General features: G+C 60.8%; 10 protein-coding genes. 5 read left to right on the top strand and 5 right to left on the bottom strand.

Features of this window, described 5'->3' with window-relative positions; translation table 11 throughout:
* On the top strand, window positions 1-10,786 hold a 10,786-nt coding region (locus BJD99_RS02040), incomplete at its 5' end, for an amino acid adenylation domain-containing protein (RefSeq protein ID WP_084345148.1).
* A gap of 72 nt (window positions 10,787-10,858) precedes the next feature.
* The gene (locus BJD99_RS02035; RefSeq protein ID WP_256895338.1) at window positions 10,859-11,485 is read left to right on the top strand and encodes a hypothetical protein; all 627 of its coding nucleotides are present in this window, start codon (window positions 10,859-10,861) and stop codon (window positions 11,483-11,485) included.
* Between the two features lie 28 nt (window positions 11,486-11,513).
* On the opposite strand, the gene pabB is transcribed toward BJD99_RS02035, so the two are convergent.
* The 3 genes from pabB to BJD99_RS02020 all read right to left on the bottom strand — a co-directional run bounded on the left by pabB (window position 11,514) and on the right by BJD99_RS02020 (window position 14,673).
* Complete coding sequence (gene pabB, locus BJD99_RS02030) at window positions 11,514-13,571, bottom strand: aminodeoxychorismate synthase component I (protein WP_084345146.1); 2,058 nt, start codon at window positions 13,569-13,571, stop codon at window positions 11,514-11,516.
* Window positions 13,572-13,580: 9 nt separating this feature from the next.
* The gene (locus tag BJD99_RS02025; protein WP_084345145.1) at window positions 13,581-13,955 is read right to left on the bottom strand and encodes a chorismate mutase; all 375 of its coding nucleotides are present in this window, start codon (window positions 13,953-13,955) and stop codon (window positions 13,581-13,583) included.
* A 379-nt stretch (window positions 13,956-14,334) separates the two neighbouring features.
* The gene (locus BJD99_RS02020) at window positions 14,335-14,673 is read right to left on the bottom strand and encodes an RNA polymerase-binding protein RbpA (protein WP_084345141.1); all 339 of its coding nucleotides are present in this window, start codon (window positions 14,671-14,673) and stop codon (window positions 14,335-14,337) included.
* A 178-nt stretch (window positions 14,674-14,851) separates the two neighbouring features.
* Here BJD99_RS02020 and BJD99_RS02015 point away from each other — a divergent pair, with 178 nt between their 5' ends.
* Complete coding sequence (locus tag BJD99_RS02015; protein ID WP_084345140.1) at window positions 14,852-15,184, top strand: hypothetical protein; 333 nt, start codon at window positions 14,852-14,854, stop codon at window positions 15,182-15,184.
* Window positions 15,185-15,288: 104 nt separating this feature from the next.
* Entirely contained in the window at window positions 15,289-15,744 is a 456-nt protein-coding gene (locus BJD99_RS02010) for a tellurite resistance TerB family protein (protein WP_084345139.1), read from the top strand.
* A gap of 56 nt (window positions 15,745-15,800) precedes the next feature.
* Here the strand turns inward: BJD99_RS02010 and BJD99_RS02005 are convergent, their stop codons facing one another.
* Window positions 15,801-17,285, bottom strand: coding sequence for an amidase (locus tag BJD99_RS02005; RefSeq protein ID WP_084345138.1), 1,485 nt, complete (start codon window positions 17,283-17,285; stop codon window positions 15,801-15,803).
* Between the two features lie 121 nt (window positions 17,286-17,406).
* Between BJD99_RS02005 and BJD99_RS02000 the strand changes: the two genes are divergently transcribed.
* Complete coding sequence (locus BJD99_RS02000) at window positions 17,407-19,791, top strand: excinuclease ABC subunit UvrA (protein WP_084345137.1); 2,385 nt, start codon at window positions 17,407-17,409, stop codon at window positions 19,789-19,791.
* Window positions 19,792-19,816: 25 nt separating this feature from the next.
* On the opposite strand, the gene BJD99_RS01995 is transcribed toward BJD99_RS02000, so the two are convergent.
* Entirely contained in the window at window positions 19,817-21,250 is a 1,434-nt protein-coding gene (locus BJD99_RS01995; protein ID WP_084345144.1) for a DUF2252 domain-containing protein, read from the bottom strand.
* Window positions 21,251-21,349 lie beyond the last annotated feature (99 nt).

Raw genomic sequence — 21,349 nt, 5'->3', positions numbered from 1 at the left:
GTTCCAGGTCTTATTGGAATTCCAGAACAACCAGAGCGCACACCTCGAACTACCCGGCCTCGAGGTGAGTGCTCTCGACTTCGATGCCGGGGTCGCCAAGTTCGACCTGCAGCTGACCGTGTCCGAGAGTTTCGACGAATCCGGCTCTCCCACAGGCATATCCGCTGCTCTCACTTATGCTGTCGATCTCTTCGACGGTGAGACAGTGCATAGCTTTGTAGACAGATTGGCCTCGATCGTCGAGGCCGTGACCGACGACCCGCAGATCACAATCGGTGATATTGCGATAGTCGATCCTGCAGAAATCGTCGCCATGCAGTCCGAGTGGAATCACCCAGGAACACTGCCGTCGAGCGAGACCCTGACCGCGCGGTTCGAGTCTGCGGTTCGCCGCTTCCCCGACTCCACGGCCGTCGTAGACGGTGAAGCCGAGTATTCCTACGCTCAACTCGATGCCCGCGCGAACCAGCTTGCACGCCACCTGATCTCGGTCGGGGTGGGTCCGGAAGCGCTTGTAGCAGTTGCCATGCCGCGGACTGCCGAGTTGATCGTCGTACTGCTGGCGGTACTGAAGGCCGGTGGCGGATACCTCCCCGTCGACGTCACCTATCCGGCAGACCGACTTGCGTTCATGCTCGACGATGCTCGGCCCGTCTGTGTCGTGTCGACGACTCGGGACGTGGAATCGGTTCCCGCCGACGCTCTCGCAACAGTGCTGATCGACGACACCGCAACCGTTACGACTGTGGACTCGCTATCGACGGCACCGCTGACTTCGCGCGATCGCGTCGGCGACGCCAGGCCGGACTCGGTCGCATACGTCATCTACACCTCCGGTAGCACCGGTCGGCCCAAGGGCGTTCAAGTTACGCACGCCACCGTCGCGACACTCTTCGAGAACACCATCGGAAAGTTCGGTTTCGACGAATCCGATGTGTGGACGATGTTCCACTCCTACGCTTTCGACTTCTCCGTGTGGGAGCTCTGGGGGCCGTTGCTGTACGGCGGCAAGCTGGTAGTAGTCGACTACTACACGGCGCGCTCGCCGGAACTGTTCCGTGAGCTACTGGTTGCCGAACAGGTCACCGTGCTCAATCAGACACCGACGGCGTTCTACCAATTCGCCGAGGCGGACCGCACGGCGCCTACCGATTCCGATGCACTGGCGTTGCGCTACGTGATCTTCGGCGGCGAGGCACTCGATCTCGGTCAACTCGGTCGTTGGTATGACCGACATGCCGACGATTCACCCACTCTGGTGAATATGTACGGAATCACCGAAACCACCGTGCATGTCACTTATCTGCCGCTCGACGAGGAGTTCGCCGCGTCTGCGTCCGCAAGCGTCATCGGGCAGGCTATCCCCGGATTGACTGTGTCCGTGCGTGATCGACGCTTGGGTCTGGTTCCTCCTGGCGTCACCGGCGAGATGTATGTGTCCGGTGCACAACTTTCACGCGGGTACCTCGGTCGAACAGCTCTGACGTCGACACGGTTCGTCGCGGACCCCGACAGCAGTGCGGGAACTCGGATGTATCGCACCGGTGACACCGCTCGGTGGAACCGCGCCGGCCAACTCGAGTACCTCGGCCGAAGTGACATGCAGATCCAGCTACACGGATTCCGAATCGAACTGGGCGAGATCGAGGCTGCGTTGTCCAGCTACGACGGCGTCGCTCAATCGGTGGTCTCGGTACGCGACGACGGGGCAGGCGATCGCCTTGTCGGCTATGTCGTTCCGGAAGCAGGCCGAACCGTGGACACTTCGTCGATCCTGGAGTTCGTAAGCGGGACGCTGACGTCGTACATGGTGCCCGCCGCAGTCATGGTCCTCGATGCACTTCCGTTGACGGCCAACGGAAAACTCGATCGCCGAGCTCTGCCCGCACCGGACTTCGCCGCCGGTGTCACATTGAGCCGGGCACCTGCGACGCCGATCGAAGAAAGCCTTGCATCGTTGTTCGCCGAGGTTCTCGGGCTGGATGCAGTCGGAGTGAACGACTCGTTCTTCGCACTCGGTGGCGACAGCATCATGTCGATCCAGCTGGTCTCGCGCGCCAAGGCAGCAGGATTGGTCATCGCTCCGCGAGACGTGTTCGAGCGTAAGAGCGTTGCGGCACTGGCCGAAGTAGCTCGCCGGGCCGAGGACTCCGACACTGTCGTCCTCGAGGAGTTGCCGGGTGGGGGAGTCGGCGACCTTCCGCTGACCCCGGTCGTGCAGTGGATGCTCGAGCGCAGCGAAGAGTTCGGTCGATACACCCAGACTGCGCTGCTTCAACTGCCCGCGCAGATCGAGCAACGGATTCTCCACACGACTGTTCAGACCGTGCTGGACACCCACGACATGCTCCGTGCGCGCCTGTACCGGAACGACGACGGTGTGTGGTCGGAAACGGTGGAGCCGGTCGGATCGGTAGAGGCTTCGTCGATCATCCACCGGGTCGAAGTCGACTCGATCGAAGGAACCGAGTTCTCCACCCGTGCCGCGCTCGAATTGGACTCTGCAGCGGATCGTCTCGATCCGACGGTCGGTCGAATGATTCAGCTGGTCTGGTTCGCCGACGGCTCGGGCCGTGGTCGTCTTCTCATCGTCGCGCATCACCTGGTGATCGATGGGGTGTCCTGGCGCATCCTCGTCCCGGACCTGGCTTCGGCTTGGGCACATGCAGTGGCCGGTACCGAACCCGCACTGCCCGAGACCGGAACCTCGATGCGTCGATGGGCAACAGGTCTCGCCGGGGCCGCCGAGACGCGTACGGACGAGTTGCCGCTCTGGCAGGGCATGCTCGCCGGCGCCGACGAGGTCATCGGTTCACGGGTCCTGGATCCGGCCGTGGACGTCGACGCCACCGTCGAACGCATCAGAGTGTCGTTGCCGACGACTGTCACCGAACACCTTCTGACGACTCTCCCGGAGAAATTCCATGGCAGCGTCAACGACGGACTACTGACCGGTCTCGCTGTGGCACTGACTGTCTGGCGACGTGAGCAGGGCTCGACTGCCGACAATGCCCTTGTCACTTTGGAAGGCCATGGTCGTGAAGACGGCGTCGTGCCGGGTGCAGATCTCGGACGGACCGTCGGATGGTTCACCACTATCTTCCCGGTGCGCCTGGGTCTGACTGGAATCGATCTCGACGACGTCCTCGAAGGGGGACTCGCGGCCGGCGATGCCATCAAATCAGTGAAAGAACAGCTGCTGGAGATCCCGGATCATGGCATCGGCTACGGCATGCTGCGGTATCTGACCGAGGAAGGAAGAACTGTCCTGGGCGGGTTCGCCCGGCCACAGGTCAGCTTCAACTACCTGGGGCGCTTCGCCACCGGTTCTTCGGAAAACATGCAGGATGTCGGATGGATTCCGGTGTCGGACACAACGTTGGGCGACGCACAGAACCCGAACATGCCGGTTCCAGCTGTTCTGGACATCAACGCCGTCACGAACGCGACACCGACAGGCCCGGTTCTGGACGCCACTTTCGCCTATCCGGCCGGTGTTCTCGCCTCGCACGAGGTGGACCGACTGATCGAACTGTGGGTTGCGGCGCTGACCGCGTTGACGACGCACGCCACGACGTCGAATGCGGGCGGTTTCACCCCGTCGGATCTGGATTTGGTCGATATCGATCAGGCGACCATCGCCGAGCTCGAGGCACGCTTTCCTGCCCTCGCTGATGTCTGGTCGATGTCGCCGTTGCAGGCCGGGCTGCTGTTCCACGCCCGGCTGGCGGGTGAGGTCGACCAGAGCGTCGATACAGGTGTCGACGCCTACATGGTGCAACTCGGGTTGGAGTTGCGCGGCATCGTGGACGTCGATCGGATGAATGCTGCGGCGCAGACCTTGCTCGATCGCCACGCCAACCTTCGAACTGCGTTCGTACACAACGCAGACGGGGAATCCGTACAGGTTGTTCAAACGGGCATTCGGGTCCCATGGAGCCACGTCGATCTGCGCGGCGAAGTCGACAGCGATGCCGCTTTCGACCGCGTTCTCGAAACCGACCGCGCCACGCGATTCGCACTGGACCGTGCTCCACTTCTCCGATTCACGTTGATCACCAAGGCCGAGGGGGAGTGGCGTCTGTTGATGACCAACCACCACATCCTGCTCGACGGATGGTCGACACCTCTGCTCATCAAGGAACTGCTGACGCTGTACGCCACCGCGGGTGACGATTCGATGTTGCCTCGCGTACCCGCGTATCGCGACTACCTGGCGTGGATGCACACCCGCGATTCTTCGCTGTCCACTGCAGAATGGACGCGTGCTCTGGCAGGCGTCGAAGAACCCACGCTTCTCGCCGATGCAGATCGTGGCCGCCATCTCTCGACGACTTCGGTGGAGAGATCTCGATCGTTGTCACTGGAGACCACTGCGGCGCTTCGAGATTTCGCAGCACAGCACGGCTCGACGCTCAATACCGTCGTCCAGAGCGCTTGGGGCGTGGTACTCGCCGCACTGACCGGTCGCACCGACGTCGTCTTCGGCGCCACAGTGTCCGGCAGGCCACCGGAGGTCAACGGCATCGAGTCGATGATCGGCCTGTTCATCAACACCTTGCCTGTGCGCATCACGCTGAACCCAGCCGAACCGATCGGTGACCTCATCGATCGGGTGCAGGTGGAACAGGCAGCTTTGCTGGACCATCACTATCTGGGTCTGACCGATATTCAGCGCGCAGCAGGCCCGGGCGTCTCGTTCGACACCCTGACCGTCTTCGAGTCCTATCCGGTCGACCGCGCGGGATTGTCGGAGGAGACCGATATCGCGGGAATGAAGGTGGCCGACGTCCTGGGTGCGGACGCCGCGCATTATCCGCTGACTCTCGTTGCCTCCGTTGATGATCGCCTTCACTTGAAGGCGAAGTATCTGCCCGATCTCTTCAGCGCAGAACAGATCGATCGGATCGTCGCCCGCGTCGAGCGGGTGCTCTATGCCGTCCTCACCGACGATCGCAGCCCATTGGCACGGGTTTGCCTGCTCGACGACATCGAACATGCTTCCTTGGCTCCCGTCGTCGGCGCCAAGGGTGGCTCGAGCAGATTGTTGCCGCACATTTTGGAGCAGGCGGCCGCACTCGATCCTGAGCACATCGCACTTCGATTCGCCGACAGGACAATGACATACGGCGAACTGGATCGGCAGTCCACTCGACTGGCCAGACTGCTGTTGACACGCGGGGTGTCCGCAGAATCGTTCGTAGCCATCGGCCTTCCACGGTCGATCGAATCCGTCGTGTCCGTCTGGGCTGTCGCAAAGTCCGGTGCCGCCTTCGTCCCAGTGGATCCCGCATATCCGCGGGATCGTATCGACCACATGGTCAGCGACTCGGATGCACACTTCGGCCTGACCATGCAGGCCGATATGTCCGGACTGCCGGAGATACTGGCCGGTGGAGGTGCATGGATCGTTCTCGACGACGCACAGACCACGGCAGAACTCGACGATTACTCTTCGGCGCCGCTCCGCGAGGACGAGCGGGTCACCGGGATCGCGCTCGGCAGCATCGCCTACGCCATCTACACCTCCGGTTCGACCGGACTGCCCAAGGGCGTTGTAGTAACGCATACCGGTCTCGACAACTTCGCTCTCGAGCAGTCCGAGCGATACGAGATCACCCCACAGTCGCGGACTCTGCATGTGTCCTCTCCCAGCTTCGATGCCTCCGTGCTCGAGTACTTACTGGCATTCGGAGTGGGCGCGACCATGGTCATCGTCCCTCCGACCGTTTACGGCGGTGATGAACTCACGAACATTCTCGCGTCCGAGAAAGTCACCCACGGTTTCCTCACCCCGGCAGTTCTCGCCTCGGTGGATCCTGCCGGTCTCGACTCGTTCCAGCACGTGGTTGTCGGCGGCGAGGCGGTTCCCGCCGAGTTGGTCGCAGCCTGGGCGCCCGGACGTAACTTGTTCAACGGCTACGGTCCGACCGAGACGACGATCATGTCGAACATCAGCGACCCGTTGGATGCCGAGTCGGCGCTGACAATCGGTGGTCCCATCCGCGCGGTGTACGAAGTGGTACTCGACACCAGGATGCAGCCCGTCCCTGTCGGCGTACCGGGTGAGTTGTATCTTGCAGGCGCAGGGCTGGCACGTGGCTATCACGCACGAGGAGCACTGACTTCCGAACGCTTCGTGGCAAACCCGTTCGGCTCGGCCGGCGCTCGTATGTACCGCACCGGGGACGTCGTTCGCTGGACACCCGAGCGCACCGTCCAATACATCGGGCGCAGCGATTTCCAGGTAAAGGTGCGCGGGTTCCGCATCGAGCTCGGCGAGATCGACGCCGTGCTCTCCACCCACCCGGCCGTCGACTTCGTGGCGACCGTAGGATCGCAATCACCCTCTGGTGCCACAGTTCTGGTCGCATATGTCCGCGCTTCCGAGCGCACTTCGGAGATCGACAGTGCAGAACTGACGGCACATGCGTCGGCGAGCCTTCCCAGCCACATGGTGCCGTCACTTTTCATGCAACTTGCCGAGATACCGCTGACACCGGTCGGCAAGCTGGACCGCCGGGCACTACCCGAGCCCGAATTCGGTTCGGATGCAGGAACATACATCGAGCCTCGGAACGCGCACGAAGCCACGGTTGCGACCGTGTTCGAAGAGACTCTCGGAATCGAACGCGTCGGCGCCCTCGACAGCTTCTTCGATCTGGGTGGAGATTCCTTGTCGGCCACCCGAGTGATCGCGCGAATCAATGCCGCGAGCGGTGCGGGACTGGGAGTTCGAGCAATCTTCGAAACGCCCACAGTCGCGGGATTGGCTGCGGCCATCAGAACGTCCTCGCCTGCTGGTGACCGCCCACTCCTGCGCGCCGTCGATCGCCCCGAGCGGATCCCGCTGTCGCTCGCGCAACAGCGCATGTGGTTCATCAACACTTTCGATCCGACCTCGCCCGCGTACAACGTGCCACTTGTGGTGCGCTTGACCGGAGAACTCGACCTGGCGGCCCTCGAACTGGCAGTGACGGACCTGCTCGATCGGCACGAATCCTTGCGGACGACATTCCCGTCCGACGGTGTGATACCCGAACAACGGATCCACCGAACCGAGGACGTCGTTCCTGCTGTTTCGGTGGTCTCCATTGCCGGAGGGGACCTTCGCGATGCCATCGGCACGATCGCCGGGACCGGGTTCGACGTCACCACCGAGATCCCGATTCGTCTTGCGTTGTATCGAATCGAGTCATCGGCCGAACCCACCCATGTGCTCGCCGTCGTGGTACACCACATCGCGGCGGATGGAGCCTCGATGGCCCCTCTCGCCCGCGACGTGATGATCGCCTACTCCGCTCGGACTGCCTCGAGTGCGCCCGCATGGGCACCGTTGCCCGTGCAATACGCGGACTACACGCTCTGGCAGCGCGAACTACTCGGCGACGAAAAGGACCCCGCCAGCATCGCAGGCGGACAATTGGATTTCTGGCGCACGACACTTCGCGGAGTGCCCGACTTGCTTCCGCTCCCGACGGATCGTCCACGGCCGAACATGCAGGACTTCCGCGGAGGACGCGTCGTGTTCTCCATCGACAAGGCGGTCCACCGGCGCATGACGGAATTCGTCCGCGAGCGGAACGCCACGATGTTCATGGTCGTGCACGGTGCGTTTGCCGCGACCCTCGCCCGCCTCAGCGGCACAGAGGATATCGCTATCACCACTCCGGTGGCTGGCAGAGGCGAAGCAGCACTCGACGACCTGATCGGGATGTTCGTCAACACTCTCGTACTTCGAACTGTCGTCGATGGCGCCGAATCGTTCGAGTCGCTGCTCGGTCGGGTTGTGGACGCCGATCTCGAAGCTTTCGGTCACACCGAAATCCCGTTCGAGCGTGTCGTCGAAGTCCTCAATCCGGCACGATCGACGGCATACTCTCCGTTGTCGCAGGTCGCATTGTCGTTCCAGAACAACACCAAGGCACGTCTGGAATTGCCGTCGCTCACCGTCGAAGGATTCGACTTCGATGTTCCTGTCGCGAAACAGGACTTACAGTTGCTGCTCTCGGAGACATTCGACGAGTCCGGTCAGCCTGCAGGTATCGAAGCTGCATTCGACTTCGCGACGTCGCTGTTCGATCCCGCGACGGTCGAGTCCTTCGCCGATCGCTTCGTTCGGATACTGGATTCGGTCACCCTCGACCCCGCTTCACCGATCGGTGACGTGGACATACTCGAACCCACAGAGCGCCCGAATTTGGCTCCGGCACGCGGCGATGACGGTGTACAGGAGCAGACCTGGCCGCAGATGCTCACGACAGAGGCATTTTTGAATCCCGACGGCATCGCGTTGGAATTTCGGGACACCAGCATCTCCTACCGAGATCTCGACGATCTGTCTACGCGTATCGCGCGCATGTTGATCGACTTCGGCCTGGGTCCCGAGTCGTTCGTCGCACTTGCCCTGCCGAGGTCGATCGAATCGGTCGTGTCGATGTGGTCGGTGACCAAGTCCGGTGCGGCCTTCCTTCCGGTGGACCCGAACTATCCTTCCGATCGCATCGCTCATATGCTCACCGACTCGAAAGCACCGATCGGTATCACTGTCGCCGAATACCGTGACCAACTTCCAGACACGATTCCGTGGCTCGTCATCGACGATCCCGAATTCGTCGACGATGCACAGCGTTATCCGACCGAGGAGGTCACCGACGCCGATAGGACGTCGACCCTGCGGCTCGATCATCCCGCCTACCTGATCTACACCTCGGGCTCGACAGGACGACCCAAGGGCGTTGCCGTACGGCACCGTGGTCTGGCCAATCTGGAAAAAGAAGTCACGCACCGGTTCCACCCGAACATGAAGTCGCGGATCTCCCATATCGCGTCCCCGAGCTTCGATGCCTCGATCTACGAACTCATCATGGCCTTCGGTGTGGGAGCCACTGTCGTCATCGTTCCGCCCGGAATCTTCGGTGGCGACGATCTGGCAGATCTGCTCGAGCAATCCGGCGTCACTCATGCTTTCCTCACCCCGGCTGCGCTGTCCTCCATCGACGGTGACCGGCTTACCGACGTCGGTGTTCTCGCAGTCGGCGGAGAAGCGTGCACGCCCGAACTAGTCGCTCGATGGGCACCCGGCAGGAAAATGTTCAACGGATACGGCCCGACCGAGACTTCGATCCAGGCAAGCGTGGGTGGTCCACTGGTCCCCGGTCAGGTGATCAACGTGGGTCGGCCGGCGATCGGCTTCCGCTACTCGGTCCTCGACGCACGCCTACGTCCGGTTCCAGCCGGCGTGGCAGGAGAGCTCTACATTGCCGGACCAGGAACTGCTCGCGGCTACCTCTCTCGTTTCGCCTTGACGTCGGAACGGTTCGTCGCAGATCCATTCGGCGAACCGGGCGAACGTATGTATCGCACGGGAGACGTAGTTCGCTGGACTGCTGGCCACACGATCGAGTTCGTCGGCCGCAGCGATTTTCAAGTCAAGGTTCGCGGGTTCCGGATCGAACTCGGTGAGATCGATGCCGCGCTCACCGCGCACGGCGCCGTCGGGTTCGCGGCGACCATCGGTCATACCGCGCCGTCCGGTGACACCGTCCTGGTGTCGTACATTCGGATTGCCGACGGGCACTCGGTAACTACAGCCACGCTGCTCGAGTTCGTCGGCGAATCGCTTCCGCGGCACATGGTCCCAACAGCACTCGTGGTTCTCGACGAGATTCCGCTCACTCCCGTCGGTAAGTTGGACCGTCGAGCGTTGCCGGTGCCGGAACTGACCGGGGCGACGGTCGCCTACCGCGCACCGTCCTCGGCGACAGAAGCCTCCGTAATCGAGGTCTTCATCGAGATTCTCGGAGTCGACACCGTCGGCGTCGACGACAACTTCTTCGACCTCGGAGGCACGTCGTTGGTGGCAACACGCGTCGTACCTGCGCTGGAGATCGCGACGGGTGTTCGCGTACCTCTGCAAGCGTTGTTCCTGGACCCGACTGCGGCTGGGCTTGCCGCCCGAATCGACTCTGCCGAAAGCTCGTCGTCTGCTCTCGACAGTGCATTCGCGGTAGTGATCCCACTCCGTGGGCAGGGAAGCGGAGCACCTCTGTTCTGTGTTCACCCCGGCATCGGACTGTCCTGGGGTTACTCCGGAATCGTTCGACACCTCGCGGCCGATCGGCCTGTGTACGGTCTTCAGCTTCCGAGCATTTCCGAAGGTGGTGCCTTCGAGTCGATTCAGGCTCTCGCACACCGCTACGTCGAGGAAATTCGGAAAGTTCAGCCGTCAGGTCCGTACAACCTTCTCGGTTGGTCACTCGGCGGTGCGATCGCACATGCGGTCGCGGTCGAACTTCGACGAGACGAAGCCATCGTCGAGTCCTTGACGATCCTGGACAGTTATGTGATCGACCCCGACGAGGCTGTCGGAGGCCGCCTCACCGTCGAGGAGTTGCTTGCAGGGCTCGGTCTCGATGTCGGGCCCCAGGAGTCGGACGCACCGCTGAACTACGAGAGCGCGGTGGAACTTCTGAACGAATCCTTCGGCCAGAAGACCGGTGTGACTCCGCAGCATCTGGAACGGATCAACGACGGATTCGGCAACTCGACGACAATCATGAATCGCTTCGTGCCTGATGTCTTCGATGGAAACGTTCTGTTCTTCTCCGCTGCACAGGGCTCCGGCGATGGAGTTTCTCGCGACCCGGCGCAATGGAATGAATTTGTGACCGGAAAAGTGCGAATACATGAGATCGACTGCGCCCACAATCAGATGATCGAACCGCAGGTGCTCGCGGAAATCGGCACAGTATTGGAAAGCTATCTCGATGAAAACCTGTATTGAGCACACGAATCGGGTAGTACCGAATACCATCGCAGAGACAAAACAAACAATTCGTCGAACTACGGTCTGGGGATGCCTGTGAAGCGGATCAAGTCAGTAACGGCAACATTTGCTGCGGTGCTTGTTACGACATCAGTGACGATTGCGGTCGGGGGCGGCACGGCATATGCCGATCCGGTCGCAGCGAACGAAACGGTGAATTACCAAACTTCCGTTCTACCGGATGGCGCTGTCAGTACCATTCTCGATTCAGGCGCGTTTCGTATCGACGCAACTTCTGAGCAAGTTCAGGTGATCGGTGCATCCGGTAACGTCCTGGCCGCCTTGCCATTGGCTTACACCGTCAACGGTACGTCGTATTCGATAGCTCCCGCCGTACTCGGCAGTCGACAATTGTTGCTCACGCCACAACCGGCAGCCTCGCTCGTGACCGACGTGGCGGGCCCGATCACCAAGCAAGCTGCACTCGACAATGCACTGAACCAAATCGCTATCGGCTATGCCAACGGTGGCGCAATCGGTACCGCCGTGGGTGCAGCCCTCGGATTCGCCATCGGATGCGTATCGATCTTTCCGAACTTCATTTCCGGGTGCATCATCGGAACTGCCATCGGCGTCGTGGCGGGATCGGTCATCGGAACACTCAATGCCAACCCGCAGGTTCAACCAGCGGTGTTCGAGTACTTCGCTACTCCCTGATGGAACCGAGGCCTGAGGGGCGGAACAGTTAGCTTCGTCCCTCAGGCCGGCGGCCCAGCGCCCTTCGCATCGAGACTGCTTTGACCATCGTCTCCTCGAATTCCTCTTCCGGGTCCGACAGCGCAACGATGGCTCCACCGACTCCGAACGTGACCTCGTGCTCGGTGGAGACGATGGTTCGAATCACAATCGAGAAGTCGGCGGTGCCCGTCACCGACAAGTATCCGATCGCTCCGGAATAGACCCCGCGCGGACCGTCTTCCAACTTATCGATTATGGCCATCGTTCGAATTTTCGGCGCTCCTGTCATCGAGCCACCGGGAAATGCGGCGCTGATGCAGTCGACGGCAGAGGCGTCATCGCGTAGTCGGCCTCGCACTGTGGACACCAATTGGTGTACCGGCGCGTAGGTTTCGACGTCGAACAATTTAGGGACATGTACCGAACCCGGGATGCACACGCGGGCAAGATCATTGCGGACGAGGTCGACAATCATCAGATTCTCGGCCTTGTCTTTCTCGTTGTCGAGAAGATCAGCCCGGAGTTCGGCATCTTGTTCAGCGCTTTCACCGCGCGGGCGTGTCCCCTTGATCGGCTTCGATTCGACGATTCGATCGGCGTCGATACGCAAGAACCGCTCCGGTGATGCGCTTGAAACCGACAGATCAGCGAAGCCGAGAAATGCGCTGTAGGGCGTGGGATTGATTTCGCGCAGATAGGAATAGGTACCGAGCGCATCGATCGGACCGGGGAACGTCGCGGTATTGGTCAGGCACACTTCGTATGTCTCTCCGGACCGGATTTCGGCCAGACACTGTTCGATCAGGTCCAGATACTTCGCATGGTTGTGGCGAAGAGGCAAGTCGTTCTGCACAAGTGGAGCGATCAGCGGCTCCTGTATGTCCGGAACCTCCTTGTCCTCGTGGCCAAGTGATCTCAATGAGTGCTCGACCGATGCGAACCACTTTGCAGTTTCTGTCTCCGCTCGATCCCGGATGAGGGCCATGACATAGCACTGCCGTCCTGCATGGTCGAAGACTACGGCGCGGTCAGCGAAAACCATCGAGGCGTCCGGGGTCGGTGCTGTATGAACGAGCTGCCCGCCGACATCGGCTTTGAGTTCGTAACCCAAGTAACCGACGTAGCCGAGTCCGAATGCAAAGGGCAGGTGTTCGAGTGAGGGAGTTGCACGATCACGCAGTTGGCGGTCGAGGTACGCGAAGAAGGTCGAATCGATGGTTTCGACCGATCCGTCGCTGCTTTCGACTCTGACCTGTCCCTCGGCTACTCGGTACGTAACGTACTCCGCCAGCGGACCAGAGCAGTCCCCCATTATGGTGAATTGTGAATTCGGCTCTACCGCGGCGCTGCCGTCGAGCCAGAAGCTGTTGGGTCCACTCGCGAACAGCGCAGAGAATGCTCGCTCGGTATCGAATTCGCCGTCTATACAGTGAGTCTCGATCGAGTACGGTGATCGAGTCGGAAGGCCGGTCGATGCTCTGGGCTTGCGAGCCACCGTGAGATCCCGAAAGTTGGCCAGCAATTCGCGGCCGTAGTCGGTACTGATCGACTCCGGATGAAACTGCACTCCCCAGATCGGTCGGGTGCGGTGACGAACAGCCATCACCAGGCCATCATGGGTCCACGCGAAGGCTTCGAGTTCGTCGGGCACTTCCACTGTCAGCAACGAGTGATATCGCACTACCGAATACGGTGACGGAATTCCCTCGAACAGATCGTCACCGGTATGGACGACTTCCGAAATTCGACCGTGCATCGGCGTGGGTGCAAGATCGACCACGCCACCGAGCAGATGACATATCGCCTGATGGCCCAGGCACACGCCGAGTATCGGTAGCTCACCTTCCTCGATTGCGCGTGCGCTGATGCCGAGATCGTGTGCGGTCATCGGGCGTCCCGGCCCCGGAGACACGACGACATTGTCGAAGTTGCCGAAATCGATGGACTCCCAGGGCACGTCATTCTTGACGACCACTGGCGGCGCGCCGTTCACCTCTGCCAACAGGCTGTAGAGGTTGTAGGTGAACGAGTCGTAATTGTCGATGAGCAACGTGCGTACTGCCATGGCCATCACCTAACGATGCTGCGCGTCGGACGCGGCGCGCTGGGTGGGGGAGTCCGATTCGATGATGAGGTCTTCGACACGACATGCCTCTGCGATCAACAACTTGTACACCGAGGTGAGGAAGTCCTCCGATAGATCATTGCTACGTGCGAACTGGCGGGCTCTTTCCTGAACGACCCCGACGCGGCCCGGTTGCATCATCGGAATTTCGAACTCACGCTTGACGCGCGCGACACGCGCGCAGATATCGATCCGGTCACGAATCGAATCCAGAAGACGGTGATCGACCGCATCCAGTTCCTCGCGCAGCGAGCTCAAAAGATTTTCGGAATCCCCGTTCACGTGGTGCCGCCCCTCTCGCTCTGCCGTGGATGCCGCGTTCATCTTCGAAAGCTGCGTTTCCACCTACTGCGTTTCCACCTGCTGGGTCGACATATACATCGACAATTCTCGGCAAGCTGTTACCGCTGATCGCTACCGATTGTGCATTGCCGATTGTGCATTGCCGATCCCGACATATGGACCGATTGCGCTGATCGAACGCAGGCCCGGCCCAGGGGGCAATCCTTCCATCACACGACGAAGATGGGATGGCGTCCGTGAAGAAATTGTTCATTCGTAGTCGATTCGAAATACGTGGTTGCCGAAAACAAACCCACCGTATGAAGCGTGGCAAAAAAATGCGCCGAACGAATGTTTCCATTCGTTCGGCGCAAAGCTAGCGGAGCTACTTCATCTCGGTCGAGTGCCCGTGCACTCGACGTCAAGCGCCGCGGCGCTTGACCTTCAGTAGGTCCATCCGTTCCTTGAGAAGCTCTTCGAGCTCTTCCACGGAACGGCGCTCGAGGAGCATGTCCCAGTGAGTACGCGGAGGCTTTACCTTCTTGGCCTCCGGTGCCGTTCCTTCGAGGAGTGAACCCTCGAGGCCGTTCTTGCACGCCCAAGTACCGGGAATCTCGGCTTCGTCGGCGAACGGGATGTCGAACTCTTCACCGTTGTCGCAGCGATACCGGGCGACCCGGCGAGGCGCGAGATCATGATCGCGGTCGGTCTCGTAGCTCACAGCACCGAGACGGCTACCCCGTAGTACGCGGTCTGCCATTGTGAAGTCCTCTCCTCATAGTGCATGCGATTTTGCGCGGGGCGAGTGATGCCCACCTGCAACTCACAAATATGTCAACGTCTGTACCGCGTCGTTCGTTCCCGTATCGACACGCGAGAAGTCTCTGTCGGCGCCAGTCCGTGGTCATTCTACCGTCCCGCACCGTTAGGCTCGGTACATGCCGGTGTCGTCTCGTCGAGTTCATGCGTGCGCATGGTGCGGACGCGAGGTCGCCGACTCCGGAATGGGTCGACGGCGGAGATACTGCCGTCAGTCGTGCCGGCAGCGAGCTTACGAGCACCGCAGCGCCGTGAAGGGCACATCCATCCCGGAAGATGCCGTCGTATTGTCGGCCGATGAGGCGTCGGCACTGATCGACCGCACGTTCGAGGTCCGATGTGCGGCCGAAGACGTCGCGATTGCTGTGCAGGAAGGTGCGACCGCCGAAGAACTCGCGCAACTGTGCGTCGAACTTCTAGCCAGAGCGAAAGACGCCGAACGGTTGAGGTAGGGCTCACCGAGGCCAGTTGGGTTCATCGATTCGGACACTTCGGACCAAGGTGTGGACAATGGAGTCGATCGCGCGAACGGTGCGACGCCGAACGAAGGAGATCCATGGCTTTCTGGGACCAACTCAAGTCGAAGGCCCAAGAGCTGAACGGGCAGTTGCAGACCAAGACCGTCCAGTTCAAGAACAAAGAATTCGCCAACGGCAGCATGGCGATGTGCGCTCTCATCGCCGCAGCGGATGGCACCATAGATCCGGCCGAACGGCAGAAGACGGCATCGCTCATTGCCAGCAACGAAGCCTTGAAGGTGTTCCCTGCCGACGAACTGCGGCAGAAGTTCGACTGGTATTGCGACAAGCTGAACGGTGATTTCGACTTCGGCAAAGTGGAAGCCACTGCCACCATCGGCAAGTTGAAGACCAAGCCGGAGCAAGCCCGAGCAGTCATTCAGATCGGCATCATCATCGGTGGCGCAGACGGACTGTTCGATGATCACGAGAAGAACGCAGTGCGCAACGCCTGCTTCGCCGTCGGCATAGACCCGGCCGAGTTCGAACTCTGACTCACTGACCCGCGGTACCGACTGTGCTCGGTACCGCGGGTAGCGCGGTCACGAGTTCACCCTGCAGGAGCGGGGAATCGCTGAATCCACGGTTGCGCTTCCTCGAGCTGAGCCGCGAGCCGGAGTAGTTCACCGTCGGATCCCAATTTTCCGACGAACTGCACACCCAGTGGCAGCCCGTCCTCGGTCCAATGCAGAGGAACGCTGATCGCGGGGCGGCCAGTGAGATTGGCCAACTGGGTATAAGGGACCCACCCGAGGCTGTCCTCGACGACGTCGTCCAGCACCCCGCTGAGTGCCATGAGTTTTCCACCGCGAACCTTGCTGACGAGACGAGCGGTTCGCTGCACCAACGACGAGGTGGAGGTGGCGCCTACTCGCAGAGGGGGAGTTGCCAACGTCGGAGTGAGCAGGTAGTCGAAACGCTCGTGGAAAGCGCTGAGTGACCGGATGTGCGACGTCGTTCGTTCCAACGCCTCGATCAGGGCAAGCAAACCACTCGAACGACCGAACTCCGCAATTGCCACAGTGTCAGCCTCGAAATCGGAATCGCTTGCGCCAGTTCGTCTTTTGATATCCGCAATCTGCGCGTGCACCTGAGCGAACCAGATCGTCAGGAAGTCGCGCGAGAGCGCCCAGTCGTCGTATGGCGGCGTTACCTGCTCGACGTGGTGCCCCAAACCGGCGAGTAGTTCGGCGGTACGCTCCACCGCCTCGACAGCCTCCCGGTGCGGTTCCGGATTGACCGCCGAGGACGAGGACCAACCAATTCGTAGCGGGGACGGGGCTCGATCGAGATCCCTCGAGAATGCTTGCGCTGGAAATGCAGCTTGGTAGTCCGAGTTCGGATCAGGGCCGACAACTGCGTCGTACAGCGCAGCGCTGTCGCGCACAGTTCTGCTGACCACCCCCTGCGTCACCATTCCGAACATGATCTCTCCGGTCTGCGGACCGTAAGGAGAGAGACCTCGACTGAGCTTCAGGCCGACGAGACCGTTGCACGCCGCGGGGATCCGAATCGAACCGCCACCATCGTTGGCGCCGGCTGCGGGCACAATCCCAGCAGCCACGGCGGCGCCGGATCCACCCGAAGAACCGCCGGGCGTCCGAGTGAGGTTCCATGGGTTGTGGGCAGCCCCCCAATAGTCGGGTTCGGTTACGCCCTTCGCACCCAGCTCCGGAGTGTTGGTCTTCCCGAAGATCACCAGGCCTGCGTCGAGAAATCGCTGAGTCACCAGGGCGTGATCGGTAGCGACGTGATGGGCCAGGGATCGCGAACCGTACGACGTCGGATAACCCTTGTACTCCTGGAGAAGATCCTTGATCAAAAACGGTACACCCGCCAGAGGTCCGCTGAGCGAGGTGTCGTCGGCCCGCGCGTCGGCCACGTCCAACGTCGACACGATGGCGTTCAGCTTGCCGTTCACCGCGGAGGCTCGCTCACGTGCGAGATCGAGAAGTTCGCGCGCAGTTACCTGCCGGGTACGAACGGCTTCTGCCAACGACACGGCATCCATGGACATGTATTCGCCGAGCTTCATCCGCAGATGTTAACCCGCGAGGAGCTGTCGAGAATGTGGATCAGGAATCGAGAAGCGGGATGGCGCGACCCGCAGCTACTGTGACGACAACTACCTGTTCCAGAGATGGAGAACCGAACGCATGGCCACGAAGAGAAATGCGAAGTCGCCTGGGCTGCATGCTGCCGACACTCATGATCTGATCCGCGTGCAAGGCGCCCGAGTGAACAATCTCAAGAACATCAGCGTCGATATACCCAAGCGCAGGCTGACCGTCTTCACCGGTGTTTCCGGCTCGGGCAAAAGCTCGTTGGTGTTCAACACGATAGCCGCAGAGTCACAGCGGATGATCAACGAAACCTACAGCGCTTTCGTTCAAGGCTTCATGCCCACGCAGGCTCGCCCCGACGTCGATGTACTCGACGGGCTGACGACGGCGATCATCGTCGATCAACAGCGAATGGGCGTAGATCCGCGATCGACGGTCGGTACCGCCACCGACGCCAACGCGATGCTTCGTATCCTCTTCAGCAGACTCGGCAAGCCACACATCGGTTCGGCACAGGCGTACTCCTTCAACGTCGCCTCGATCTCCGGGGCTGGCGCCGTCACCATCGAGCGCGGTGGCCGACAGACGAAAGAACGGCGCAGTTTCAGTATCACCGGCGGAATGTGCCCCAGGTGCGAGGGCCGAGGCTCGGTATCGGATTTCGATCTGTCCGCACTGTTCGACGCAGCCAAGTCCTTGAACGAGAACGCCATCACCGTGCCCGGCTACAGCATGGACGGTTGGTACGGCCGCATCTACCGCGGCTGCGGCTTCTTCGATCCGGACAAACCGATCAGCAAATACACCAAGAAAGAAATGAACGATCTGCTCTACAAGGAGCCGACCAAAATCAAGGTCGAAGGCATCAACCTGACCTACACGGGATTGATTCCACAGATTCAGAAGTCGTTTCTGTCCAAGGACGTCGAAGCGATGCAACCCCACATTCGTGCTTTCGTGGATCGCGCAATCACCTTCGCGACCTGCCCAGACTGCGACGGCACCAGGCTCAGCGAGGCTGCGCGATCGTCGAAGATCAAGGGCAAGAACATCGCCGACGTGTGCGCTATGCAGATCAGCGATCTCGCCAAGTGGGTCGGTAGTGTGAAGGAACCGACGATGACGCCTCTGCTGACGTCGTTGAGCGGCATCTTCGACTCGTTCGTCGAGATCGGGCTCGGATACCTGAGTCTGGACCGTCCGTCCGGCACCCTGTCCGGTGGGGAAGCCCAGCGCACCAAAATGATTCGCCACCTCGGTTCCTCACTCACCGATGTCACCTACGTCTTCGACGAGCCCACCATCGGCCTGCATCCACATGACATCGCTCGGATGAACGATCTCCTCCTGAGGCTTCGAGACAAAGGCAACACGGTGCTGGTTGTCGAGCACAAGCCGGAAACGATAGCGATCGGCGACCACATCGTCGACCTCGGTCCCGGCGCCGGCCGTGGGGGAGGAAAGCTCTGCTTCGAAGGGACGGTCGAAGGACTGCGAGCGAGTAACACCATCACGGGCCGTCATTTCGACGACCGGGCAGCACTGAAGGATTCCGTACGTGCCTTCACCGAGGTCATGGAAATCCGCGGTGCGACGTCCCACAACCTTCGATCCGTCGACGTCGACGTGCCGCTCGGAGTTCTTGTTGTAGTCACCGGTGTCGCCGGTTCGGGCAAGAGCTCGCTGATTCACGGATCACTGTCCGGGCTGGACGACGTCATCGCGGTCGATCAGGGAGCGATCCGCGGATCCCGACGTAGTAATCCAGCTACGTACACCGGGCTACTCGATCCGATTCGAAAAGCGTTCGCCAAAGCCAACGGCGTCAAGCCTGCTCTGTTCAGCGCCAACTCCGAAGGCGCATGCCCGAACTGTAACGGTGCAGGAGTCATCTACAGCGATCTCGCGATGATGGCCGGGGTCGCCACCATCTGTGAAGTGTGTGAGGGCAAGCGGTTTCAGGCATCGGTGCTGGAGTACTTCCTCGGTGGACGAAATATCAGCGAAGTTCTCGAAATGCCCGTGGCCGAAGCCGAGGACTTCTTCGGCGAAGGCGATGCGAGGATTCTGCCCGCACACAAGATACTGACCAGACTCTGCGATGTCGGCCTCGGTTACGTCAAGCTGGGTCAGCCTCTGACCACACTGTCCGGTGGTGAACGGCAACGCCTCAAGCTCGCGACCCACTTGAGCGAAAGAGGCCGAATTTACGTACTCGACGAACCGACCACCGGGCTCCATCTCGCCGACGTCGAGCAATTTCTCGGCCTACTCGACCGCCTCGTCGACTCCGGCAAATCGGTAGTGGTGATCGAACACCATCAAGCTGTGATGGCGCATGCGGACTGGATAATCGATCTCGGACCCGGGGCCGGACACGACGGCGGCCGTATCGTTTTCGAAGGAACGCCCACTGATCTCGTCGCCGACCGAACCACGCTCACCGGCGACTACCTGGCGCGATACGTCGGCAACTGACCGACAACGGAAAGCGGGTCCGCCTTCAGGGGATATCAGGCCAACCACGCTCGGACGGGATGGAGCCGTCTTCGACGGCTTTGGCCAGTTGGGCGTGGTCGGTGGTGTTTTGATCGGCGTAGGCGCTAGCGAATGCAACCATCGCTTCCTCGACCTTGCTGCGACCGCCGAGATACTCCGTGATGGCAGCTGCGTCGCCGCTGCGAGCGTGGGCGCGCGCAAGTACGTGGCCGCAGGCTGCGGCGAATTGTGCCAGGCGCGGAGCGACGACCTCACCTTTGGGGATTACTTTGCCGTCGCGAAACTGTCTGACGTAGAAGTCCAAATCCAGGTTCAAATTCTTGTCCTGAAACGATGTCCATCCCACGAACATGTCGGTGGCACTCTGGATCATGCGCTGTCCGTGCACAACCCGTGATCCGTGATTTTCGTACTTGCTCCTACCCAGAAATTGTTCGTACACCGATGGGCCTGCTTGTTTGATCTGTAGCAGCAATGGGTCACCGCTGCGCCGTTCCTCCAGCAAGGTCAGGAACACCCGCATCCCGACACTTCCGACACCGACGACTTGACGCACTGCGTCGACCACGTCGTAACGGGTAAGCAGGTTGTCGAGGTGGTCGGGAAGGGAGTCGTAATACTTGCGCATCACATCGTGCAAGATCTGCGCCGCGGCGTCGCCGAGCCGGTGTACTCGATATGGAGGATCCTCGGTTATCACTCGGTGGCCGTCGACCAACGTGGTGAGCTTCTTCGATGCCACCCGGCCTGTCCGCTTCTTGGCGCGCTTCTCGATGAGTGCATCCACTTCGCCCTCATCGTCGGTGGTGGCATATTCGACCAACTGCTCGACACCGACTTTGTCGTACCAGACATCGATCTGCGGCATCTTCGCGTAAGTCTTCATGTGCTTGCGATAGTTTCGGTATCCCGCTCGGACCGAGTCTTGTGCAAGCATTTCCGGCACGCCGTTATCTCGGGCCAGCACAACAACGCTCGCGAGAAAGCGTTTGAGGTCCCACTCGAACGGCCCCGGCAGGGTCTCGTCGAAGTCACGCAGATCGAAGATGAGACTTCGCTCGGGGGAGGTCCACAGACCGTAGTTGAGGATGTGGGCATCCCCGCACATCTGGACCATGATCCCGGTATTGGCGGTGGACGCGAGGTCGGCGGCCATCACTGCCGCGGCACCGCGGTAGTACGTCCACGGTGAATGGCTCATTCGCCCATGTCGGATCGGGAGGAGGTCCGGCGCACGAATTTCGCTCTGCGCCAAAATCGTCTGCAGCGGGTCGTGCCCGCGACTAGTCGAATCCCAGTTTCCAAGCTCCCGGCGAGATACCAAGGCACGCGAAGCGCGCCCTGAACCCGAATGCTCAGGTGCCGGTGCATCTACTACTGCGGGAGCCCGGTTAGGCTTTGATCGAGTACTCACGGGCACTCCTTCGTCATCGTGCATGTGCGACGCATCGCCAGTCTCGTCGTATTCGCCAGAGATCGACTCGCTGCTCAGCACTTGAGCATGGTCCATTCCGGTGCAGAGAGCATCACCCGCCCA

Source organism: Rhodococcus sp. 1163, assembly GCF_002091985.1.
Taxonomy (GTDB): domain Bacteria; phylum Actinomycetota; class Actinomycetes; order Mycobacteriales; family Mycobacteriaceae; genus Rhodococcoides.
Note: the sequence above shows the minus strand (reverse complement) of the source record. Positions and strands in the feature narration are given on the sequence as shown.